This window comes from Zunongwangia sp. HGR-M22, assembly GCF_027594425.1.
In the GTDB taxonomy this organism is placed as follows: Bacteria; Bacteroidota; Bacteroidia; order Flavobacteriales; family Flavobacteriaceae; genus Zunongwangia.
The window spans coordinates 2550393-2560000 of the sequence record NZ_CP115159.1; the positions used below are offsets into that span (position 1 = coordinate 2550393).

Sequence of the window (9608 nt, forward strand, 5' to 3'; positions counted from 1 at the left end):
TGCCCAAAATCTTCTTTATGAAAAAGACATTAGGATTGCTAAGCCTTATATTATTACTGTACTCTTGTGATGATGGCGATATTGTGGTTACCGATTTTGCTATTAAAAATGCTACCCTTAGCGTTTGCGGTTTAGAGCAAAAGGTAATTTATGCTACCAACAATGACGGCGTTTACGAAAGTCTTTCCCTTATTTTGGATGCTACTGGCGCTATAAACGATAGTGTTAGCAATCTTTTGATTACAGAAGTTAATGAAGATGGATATACTTTTAATTTAAACAGCAATAATAGACTTATATATAGAATATATGATGGTGCTATCTCTAACGATTATTTTTGCTCTAATGTTCCTCCCAGCCAGCCTAAAGTGCTGCAGGAATTTGTAAGCGGAGATGCGGGAACGGTGACCATTCGCGTTGCTTATAGCGATCTCTCTAATGATAATAATGATGCCGATACCGATGGCGACGGCGTACCAAATAATATGGAAGGCTATGATCCAAATTTATCAGATTCTGAAATGCAGGATACAGATGGCGATGGAATTCCCGATTATTTAGATATTGATGATGATGGTGATAATGTACCAACCAGGCTTGAAGTTGATCCCGAGGAAGGAAACTGGGAAGATAACGGTTTTTTTGATAAAGATGTTGACGGAACGCCTAATTACTTAGATGCAGATGATGATGGTGATGGTGTACCTACCAGAAACGAAGTAGACGAAAGCGATTTAGAAAATTTAGATGAAGGGCAGATTCTAAATCCATTAAATTATAGAGATGAAGGCGATCTAAACTTTTTAAATAAATTTTACTCAGAATTTGGAAATAATCCGACGTATATCGAAAATCGTATCAATAGAAAGATTATCACTGAAGTTATTATTTCTGGATTTAGCTTAAAAGATAGCAACGGAAATTCTCCAGATATCAATACGAACAGAGATTACAATATGGGTTCTTTCAATTCTTCATTCAATAAAACTTATCTAAGAAATACAGATTCTGAAGAAGATAGCGAAGAAGAAAATCCAGCCGATACTGTTGAAGATTAAAAATTATGGATTAGGCGTTTTGGAAAATATATACTTCTGTAGCGCCTAAACCATATTGCTGATAATTGGCATCATAAAACTTTACATTATCATATCTACCAAATAGATACTCTAATTCAGCTTTTAAAACACCCTCGCCCACTCCGTGAATAAAAACAATACGCTGAATTCTTTTTCTAATCGCAAATTCTAGCTGCCCACGTGCGGTATCAATTTGTTTTGTAAGAATATCATGATTAGATAGTCCTCTTTTTGAAGGTAGTAATTTCTCTATGTGAAGATCTACCTCCATTGCAGGAATTTGTTTTTCCTTTTTCTTAGAAATAGTTCTTTTCCTGTTCTTTTTGAAGTTCTCTTTCTCTTCTAAGGCTCTACGAATAACCTCTTGCTCTACATCCAGCAAAGGATCGTTATTCCGCTCGATCTTTACTAAATCCTTCAATTCAAAACTCATAGGAAAACCGTCTGTCGTTTCTATTGTAGCGACACTACCTGAAAGTTCTACAATTACTCCTTCGATATCATCATCGAGAACATGAACTACATCTCCCTGTTTCAAAATCATCATTCCTGTTCCTTTTGTTCTTTTTTATAATCATCTTTAGTGGCAGACCAATATTGTGTTGCACGATAAAGACCGAACATTAAAATTATAATCCCAAAAATTTTTGAGTAAGGAGGATTATCATTTACTGACATCCCATATATTAATAAGACACCACCCACTATAATAACAAGAGTATTAAGTATTTGAGATTTATTATTTTTCATCTTCATTTTTCTTCCTTTCGTCTAAATTTCTAAAAATTCCGTATATTAAAAAGATAAATAGACTATTTTTGTATTCGCAAATTTAAAGCAATTATGAAGCATTATTACATTATTTTAGCACTAATCTTCCCTATTTTAATACAGGCTCAGACAGATTTGAGTGTTTCTCCATCTAAAAATGGAGAAGATAATTACATATATGTAAAAAATGAATTGCTATTTGTAAATGGAGCTATTGATTTAAAGAAAAATAATTCTAAAGAGACTGAAGCAAGTATATACTTACGAGAAGATGCCCAGTTATTACAGGGATTAGATACCAAAAACGGAGGTGATGGCTATTTATCTGTTTTTCAAGAAGGAACAGCCAATTCTTTTGATTATAATTATTGGGGTATGCCGGTAGAAACAAAGGGGAAAACTTTAGACCAGGTGTTATTTGAGCCAGTAAACAGTACCCTTAGCAATCCTGTTAGGCTAACTAATGGACTTAATGGTAGCGCAAGCCCTCTAACTATCTCTACAAGATGGATCTATAAACTCTCTGGTGTAGGCTATAAATCGTGGGATCCAATTGGTAAGCAAATTAATAAACTTCTGCCAGGTATGGGATTTACCATGAAAGGCACCAAAGGTATAAATACAGTTACCGTAAATGGCGTTCAGAATAATCCCGGCAGTCATCAGCGTTATGATTTTAGAGGAATACCTAATAATGGTGACATCGAGGTACAGGTAAACGAAAATAATACTGTATTACTAGGTAATCCTTATCCCTCTCCTATTGATTTGAAGGCATTCCTTAGTGATCCTGATAATGATATTACAGGTATCGCTTATTTTTGGGATAGTAAAGAAAATGGTAATTCTCACTATGTAAAAGATTACGAAGGTGGATACGGTGCATACTCTCCTGGTGCAAACGATTATGTTCCTGCTACCTTTAAAAAATATAGGAATCAAACCGGGGAACAGATAGAGAATAGCGGAGGTGCATTGGGCAAAGAATACGAAAGACGTTACGCGCCTGTAGGGCAAGGATTTACTGTAGTAGGCACCAAAAATGGCGGTAGAGTAACCTTTAGAAATAGCTATCGAGTGGATGAGCGCGGAATTGATTTAAAGGCCAGAACAAAAGGCTCTAATGGAAATAACGGAAATAACAAAAATTCTTCGGTTATAATTGATGAGGAAAAGTCTAATAGCGTTCGATTAAACATCAGCTTAAATGACACTTACACCAGACAGCTTTTAGTAGCCTTTAGAGATGATGCCACTAAAGGAGCCGATAAAGCTATGGATGCGCCAATGTTTGGTAAACTATCCAGCGATGCATCTTGGAATATAGATGGAAGAGAGTACATGATAAATGTGTTACCATTCGACCGTTCTTCTATGCTACCACTTAACGTATTAACTTCTAGTGAAATGGAAGTTGATTTCTTTATCGCAGAAACGGACTTTCTGGATAACGAAAATATCTATTTGTACGACTCAGAAAATGATAGATTTACAGATATAAAAAAGGAGCATTATAAAATTCAGGTGACTGGTGACTCTAAAGATCGTTTCTTTTTAGCTTTTCAGGATGATCAACCCACTGAAGAGGAAAAAGTTCAAGAAACAAAAGAAGAAGAAATTTTTGTTGCTTCGATAGATATCTTTCAAAATAACAATGAAGGTGTCTTGCAAGTGAAAATACCAAAGGATGTTGAAGTTAATCACATCGCTATATTTAACTTAAATGGCGGCGCTGTAATTAGTAAAAATCTTTCTACCAGCGAAAAAGAATTTAGCTTTACTACTGCTAATTTTAGAGATGCTATTTATATAGTTCAACTAAACACTTCTGATAATCGTAGTGTTACTAAAAAAATTACTGTAAAAAATTAATACGGGATACGAAGAATATATGCTACCATGCCTTAACAAAACTCTTTTTGGGGTTGAGTGTTATGGCTGCGGAGGGCAAAGAGCTGCTGTGCTACTATTTCAAGGACATTTTAAAGAAGCCTTTATAATGTATCCAGCTATATACAGCCTCCTTATTTTTGCTGTTTTTTTAATTATCAATATATTTTATAAATTTAAAGGCGATTTTAAAATTAAAATTGCCTTTATTTTTTTTAATGCTTCTATAATGATCATTTCTTATATTATTAAAATGTTGCAATTTTATAATCTAACTAATTAAACACATTTATGAAAGAGAAACTACCTAACTCAACACTTATTTTAGTTTTTGGAATTTTATCCATCATCGGTTGCTGCTGTTATGGATTGTTGGGTATAATTTTCGGAATTTTAGCCATTGTACTAGCAAATAAGGCGAAAGAACTTTATTACGCGAATCCAGAACTTTATATGGGATACGAAAATGTAAAAACAGGCCGAATTTTAGGAATTATCGGTTTGATATTAAGTGTTCTTTCATTTGTTAGTGGATTAATCTTTTTCTTTACAGCAGGTGGCCTAGATGCGATGTGGGAAATGCAAAGAGAGATATATGGAAATGGTTTTTAAAATTTCCATAAAAGAATATAAATCAAAAAATCCCCGGAAGTTCCGGGGATTTTAATTTTTTAAAAATTCTTCAATTACTACTTTTCAAACTGCATTAAAGTTTGAATAATAATATTTACGCAATCTTTTAATTGTTCTTCGTTCATCACTAAAGGCGGTGCAAAACGAATAATATTACCATGAGTGGGTTTAGCCAACAAACCGTTCTCTTTAAGTGCCATGCAAATATCCCAGGCTGTTGTACTATCTGGTGAATCGTTAATTACAATGGCGTTTAAAAGTCCTTTACCTCTTACAAGTTCAACAATATTAGAAGTTCTTATATAATCATCTAAAAGTCTACGGAAAAGGCCTCCAAGCTTTTCTGCATTTTCGGCTAGCTTTTCATCTTTAATAACTTCAAGCGCAGCATGAGCCACAGCACAAGCCAAAGGATTTCCACCAAAAGTAGAACCATGTTGACCCGGTTTGATAACATCCATTACATTATTATTTGCCAAGACTGCAGATACAGGATAAACACCTCCAGAAATTGCTTTACCTAGTATAAGCACATCTGGTTTTACATCTTCGTGATCTACCGCAAGTAATTGCCCGGTTCTCGCAATTCCTGTTTGCACTTCATCGGCAATAAATAATACATTGTGTTTTTCACAAAGCGCTTTAGCTCTCTTTAAGTATCCTTCTGAAGGAACATAAACTCCGGCTTCGCCCTGTATAGGTTCCACTAAAAATCCCGCAATGTTATTATTTTCCTTTAATGCCTGCTCTAAAGCATCAACATCGTCATAAGGTATTTTCTGGAATCCAGGAGTATATGGTCCAAAGTTCTTTCTTGCACCTTCATCATTCGAGAAAGAAATAATGGTTGTCGTTCTTCCATGAAAGTTGTTTTCGCAAACAATTATTTCAGCTTCGGTTTCTTTCACGCCTTTAGTTTCATAAGCCCATTTTCTCGCCAGTTTAATAGCAGTTTCTACGGCTTCGGCTCCGGTATTCATTGGTAATAGTTTATCAAAACCAAAATATTCGGTAGCATATTTTTCAAAAGGCCCTAAAACATCGTTATGAAAGGCTCTTGAAGTTAGCGTTAACTTTGCTGCTTGCTGGTTTAATGCTTCCAGAATCTTTGGATGGCAGTGCCCCTGGTTTACAGCAGAGTATGCTGAAAGAAAATCATAATATTTTTTTCCTTCTACGTCCCAAACATGCACACCCTCTCCTTTACTCAAAACAGCAGGTAGCGGATGATAATTGTGAGCCCCGTGCTGATCTTCTAATTCTATTGCCTGTTCAGAAGAATTAATTTTAGATAATGACATTCTTTGTTCAAATTTTTATTCATTAATATTTACAATTCCTTCTTATTCTGTTTTACAGATTAGGAGAGAAATCACCCATTTAATGTCTCGGCAATTTACTAAATGTTTACTGATTTTTTTAAAGACATCCTCTTTAAATCCTGCAATTATTCTATTTTTGCCCTATGGGAAGAAGGAATAAAAATAAGCTTTTTGAAGCTGTTGAAGTCGTAGACGCCGGCGCTAAAGGTAAAAGCATCGCAAAATCGCCAGATGGCAGAGTGATTTTTGTAAACAATGCAGTGCCAGGTGATATTGCCGATATACAAACTACCAAAAAAAGGAAGTCTTATTTTGAAGGTACTGCTGTTAATTTCCATTCACTTTCAGAGAAACGGGTAGAACCTGTATGTCAACATTTTGGAACCTGTGGTGGTTGCAAATGGCAATTTATGGATTACAAATATCAGTTAGAATATAAACAACAAGAGGTTACCAATAATCTGCAACGTTTAGGTAAAATAGAATTGCCAGAAATTACACCAATTTTAGGTAGTAAAGAAATCTACTTTTATCGTAATAAAATGGAATTTTCTTTTAGTGATAGCCGTTGGTTAACATTGGATGAAATTCAAAGTGGAAAAGAATTTGACGATAAGAATGCATTGGGTTTCCATATTCCTGGAATGTGGGACAAAATCCTGGACATCAAAAAATGTCACTTGCAGGAAGATCCCAGCAACGCAATTCGGAATTTTGTGAAAATTTTTGCGACACAAAATAATATCCCATTTTTTAATACCAGAGCGCAAAGTGGATTGTTACGAACGCTGATGATTAGAACTTCTAGCAATGGTGAAATTATGGTTCTTATACAGTTTTTTGAAGAAGAAAAAGAAAGTAGAGAATTATTACTTAATGCTGTTGCTGAAGAATTTCCCGAAATCACATCGCTTCAATATGTGATAAATAATAAAGGTAACGACACGATTTACGATCAAGAAGTGATTTGTTATAAAGGAAGAGATCATATCTTCGAGGAAATGGAAGGCCTTAAATTTAAAATTAATGCAAAGTCTTTTTATCAAACCAATTCAGCCCAGGCTTACGAACTTTATAAAATTACTCGACAATTCGCCGATTTAAAAGGCGATGAATTAGTTTACGATCTATATACCGGTACCGGTACAATAGCTCAATTTGTGGCAAAAAAAGCTAAAAAAGTTATTGGTGTAGAAGCTGTCCCAGAAGCTATAAAAGATGCCAAAGAGAATGCCGAAAGAAATGGCATCGAGAATACTGACTTTTTTGCAGGTGATATGAGAAAAGTTTTTACTTCAAACTTTATCAATAAACATGGTCATCCAGACGTTATTATTACAGATCCACCACGGGACGGGATGCATAAAGATGTTGTTGCACAAATTATCGGTATTTTGCCAGAGAAAATAGTATATGTAAGCTGTAATTCGGCGACACAAGCAAGAGATTTAGCGTTACTAGATGAGTATTATAAGGTTACTAAAATTCGTCCAGTAGACATGTTCCCACAAACTTTTCATGTAGAAAATGTGGTATGTTTAGAAAGAAAATAATGCAATTAAAATATAACTATTCTTACTTAATCATTGGGCTTATGGTCTTCCTATTATTTGCGGGATGCCAGCGAGACGATATTTGTCCGGAGAGTACAGATATAACACCAATGTTAGTGATTAACTTTTTTGATGCTAGTTCGTTAGAACCCCGGCCTTCAGTTAATCTAACCATTCGCGAAGTGGGTAGAGAAACCATAGATACCTTATATTACAGAGAAAATCGTCAAAGTATTACAATTCCTTTAAGAACAGATCGCGATAGTACCAAATATGAATTTGTACAAAATGGTTTGATTTTCGATGAAAACGGAGATCCAGGTACAGAGCTAAATGAAAATAACGAGACAAACACAGATGTTATTACATTTAATTATAGCCGTGAAGAAGAATATATTAATCGCGCATGTTCGTTTAAAGTAAATTTTCTGAATGTAAATTATCTTACCGAAGGAGGAGACGACGGGCGGTGGATTAGCCGAATGACTCTTTTGGTCGAAGATATCCGAACGGATAACTTTAATAATCCCGAAAACGATCCTGATGCCAACACTGCTCATTTAAATTTATATTTTGAATAAAACAGTAAAAAAACATACGAGCAAAAAATGCTTAGCCTTTGGGATTCTTAACCTATGCTGCTTGCTTTTTTTAAATTTAAATTTATTTGCTCAAGAAGATTTAGATTCAGAAAGCATAAATCCAGAAACACCCACAGATACGACGTACAGAGAAAAATACGGACTACGCGTAGGAATTGATATTAGCAAATTAGCAAGAACTTTTTTTGAAGATGATTATACTGGTTTCCTTATTGAAGGAGACATGAGAGTCTACAAAAATTATTATGCAGCGGCTGAAATTGGTAACGAAACTTTACCATTTAATGAAGACGAAATTGAAGTTTCAGCCTCAGGTAGTTTTATCAAATTAGGTGTAAACTATAATGCTTACGAAAATTGGGCTGGGATGGAAAATATTGTCTTTGCAGGTTTGCGGTATGGATTTTCTACTTTTAGTCAGGAAATAGAGCAGTATAGAATCTACACTAGAAATAATTATTTTGAAGATGATATTAGAAGAGATCGAGAAGAAACTACGGGCCTTACAGCTGGATGGATAGAATTGATGGCAGGATTTAAAGTTGAAGTTTTAAATAATTTATTTTTATCGGCTAACGTTCAATTAAAAAGCCGGCTGAATGAAAGTAAACCAAGTGGTTTTGATAATCTTACCATACCTGGTTTTGGCAGAACATACGATGATAGTAAATTTGGAATAGGATATGGCTATTCCATATCCTATTTAATTCCTATTTTTAGAAAAGCTAAAAACTAGCCTTGTTTCTTGTGCTTTTTACTGCCCTCGTAAATTTCATATTTTAGAAATCGGGATTCCAGGCCTCCGTTAAACATTTTTACTTTTCTAGAAGGTCTTAAACCTACGCTCTTCATAGCTTCATTATCCGACGTTATAAACCAAGCTTCTGTACCGGGATAACTTTGCTTTAAGGTATCTCCTATTCTTTTATAAAATTCAGTAATATTAACCTCTAAACGTTCCCCATAAGGTGGATTAAAAACCATATGCAGGTGACCGTTTGTTTGCTTTTCAGTTTCAAAAAAATCTGTGCGTTCTATATTAACGAATTCAGAAAGATTAGCATTTTTAACATTCTCTTTAGCCTTTTCTACTGCAGATGGTGCTTTATCGTAACCTAAAATCTGAAAGTGAAAATCGCGAACATTCTTTAAACAAGATTGTTCAATTTTTTCATATAAACTTTCATCCCAATCTTTCCAGCGCTCAAAACCAAATTCTTTCCTATTGATATTCGCAGGAATGTTACAAGCAATCATGGCAGCTTCTACGGGAATGGTGCCACTACCACACATTGGATCTAAAAAATTACATTCACCATGCCAGCCAGACTTTAAAATCATTCCGGCAGCAAGAACTTCATTTATAGGTGCAATATTAGTTGCGGTACGATACCCTCGCTTATGAAGAGATTCACCACTAGTATCCAGAGACACATTACACCAGGTCTTTTCTATATGAATATCTATTTTTAAATCGGGAAATTTCAAATCAATATTTGGTCTTCTACCATGCATTTCTCGAAAACGATCTACAATTGCATCTTTTGTCTTTAATGCGATGTATTTAGAGTGTGTAAACACTTCAGAATGTAAAGTTGCATCGATAGCTAAACTACCATCTACATCTAAAAGCGAATCCCAATCTAGATCTTTTATATTTTTATATAGATCCTCTTCAGAAAAAACTTTAAATCCGGCAAAGGGTTTTAAAATTTTAATAGCTGTACGCAAACATAAATTTGCTTTATACATAAAGCC

The 9608-nt window shown here is 34.6% G+C and carries 11 protein-coding genes (1 of these 11 only partly in view); 7 read left to right on the forward strand and 4 right to left on the reverse strand.

Annotated elements, in window-relative coordinates; all coding sequences use genetic code 11:
* The first annotated feature begins 17 nt into the window (after positions 1-17).
* Positions 18-1058 carry a hypothetical protein gene (locus PBT91_RS11215; protein ID WP_270058557.1) on the forward strand — a complete coding sequence of 347 codons (1041 nt, stop codon included), beginning with the start codon at positions 18-20 and terminating at the stop codon, positions 1056-1058.
* Between the two features lie 10 nt (positions 1059-1068).
* On the opposite strand, the gene PBT91_RS11220 is transcribed toward PBT91_RS11215, so the two are convergent.
* On the reverse strand, positions 1069-1626 hold the full coding sequence (locus PBT91_RS11220) for a Smr/MutS family protein (RefSeq protein WP_333474177.1): 558 nt from the start codon (positions 1624-1626) through the stop codon (positions 1069-1071).
* Positions 1623-1829: a hypothetical protein gene (locus PBT91_RS11225; RefSeq protein ID WP_270058558.1), complete on the reverse strand. Its 207-nt coding sequence runs from the start codon at positions 1827-1829 to the stop codon at positions 1623-1625. The genes PBT91_RS11220 and PBT91_RS11225 overlap by 4 nt, the downstream gene beginning before the upstream one ends.
* A 93-nt stretch (positions 1830-1922) precedes the next feature.
* Between PBT91_RS11225 and PBT91_RS11230 the strand changes: the two genes are divergently transcribed.
* From PBT91_RS11230 to PBT91_RS11240, 3 genes are read left to right on the forward strand one after another with little or no spacing between them, the layout of a single operon-like run.
* Entirely contained in the window at positions 1923-3722 is a 1800-nt protein-coding gene (locus PBT91_RS11230) for a T9SS type A sorting domain-containing protein (protein WP_270058559.1), read from the forward strand.
* 19 nt (positions 3723-3741) lie between these two features.
* Positions 3742-4023: a DUF2752 domain-containing protein gene (locus tag PBT91_RS11235; protein ID WP_270058560.1), complete on the forward strand. Its 282-nt coding sequence runs from the start codon at positions 3742-3744 to the stop codon at positions 4021-4023.
* Between the two features lie 8 nt (positions 4024-4031).
* Entirely contained in the window at positions 4032-4352 is a 321-nt protein-coding gene (locus PBT91_RS11240) for a CCC motif membrane protein (RefSeq protein ID WP_270058561.1), read from the forward strand.
* Positions 4353-4429: 77 nt separating this feature from the next.
* On the opposite strand, the gene rocD is transcribed toward PBT91_RS11240, so the two are convergent.
* Entirely contained in the window at positions 4430-5674 is a 1245-nt protein-coding gene (gene rocD / locus PBT91_RS11245; protein WP_270058562.1) for an ornithine--oxo-acid transaminase, read from the reverse strand.
* A 164-nt stretch (positions 5675-5838) separates the two neighbouring features.
* On the opposite strand from rocD, the gene rlmD reads away from it, so the two are divergent.
* The 3 genes from rlmD to PBT91_RS11260 all read left to right on the forward strand — a co-directional run bounded on the left by rlmD (position 5839) and on the right by PBT91_RS11260 (position 8586).
* Positions 5839-7248 (forward strand): 23S rRNA (uracil(1939)-C(5))-methyltransferase RlmD, encoded by a 1410-nt coding sequence (rlmD, locus tag PBT91_RS11250; protein WP_270058563.1) that lies wholly within the window; start codon positions 5839-5841, stop codon positions 7246-7248.
* Complete coding sequence (locus tag PBT91_RS11255) at positions 7248-7829, forward strand: DUF6452 family protein (protein ID WP_270058564.1); 582 nt, start codon at positions 7248-7250, stop codon at positions 7827-7829. The genes rlmD and PBT91_RS11255 overlap by 1 nt, the downstream gene beginning before the upstream one ends.
* 61 nt (positions 7830-7890) lie before the next feature.
* Entirely contained in the window at positions 7891-8586 is a 696-nt protein-coding gene (locus PBT91_RS11260; protein WP_270058565.1) for a DUF6048 family protein, read from the forward strand.
* Here PBT91_RS11260 and PBT91_RS11265 read toward each other — a convergent pair.
* On the reverse strand, positions 8583-9608 hold the 3' portion of the coding sequence (locus tag PBT91_RS11265; RefSeq protein ID WP_270058566.1) for a THUMP domain-containing class I SAM-dependent RNA methyltransferase. The gene runs 132 nt beyond the window's last position; 1026 of the gene's 1158 nt are visible here — the last part of the coding sequence; its start codon lies off the right edge, out of view — the gene reads right to left on this strand; its stop codon occupies positions 8583-8585. The two genes, PBT91_RS11260 and PBT91_RS11265, sit on opposite strands and share 4 nt — an antisense overlap.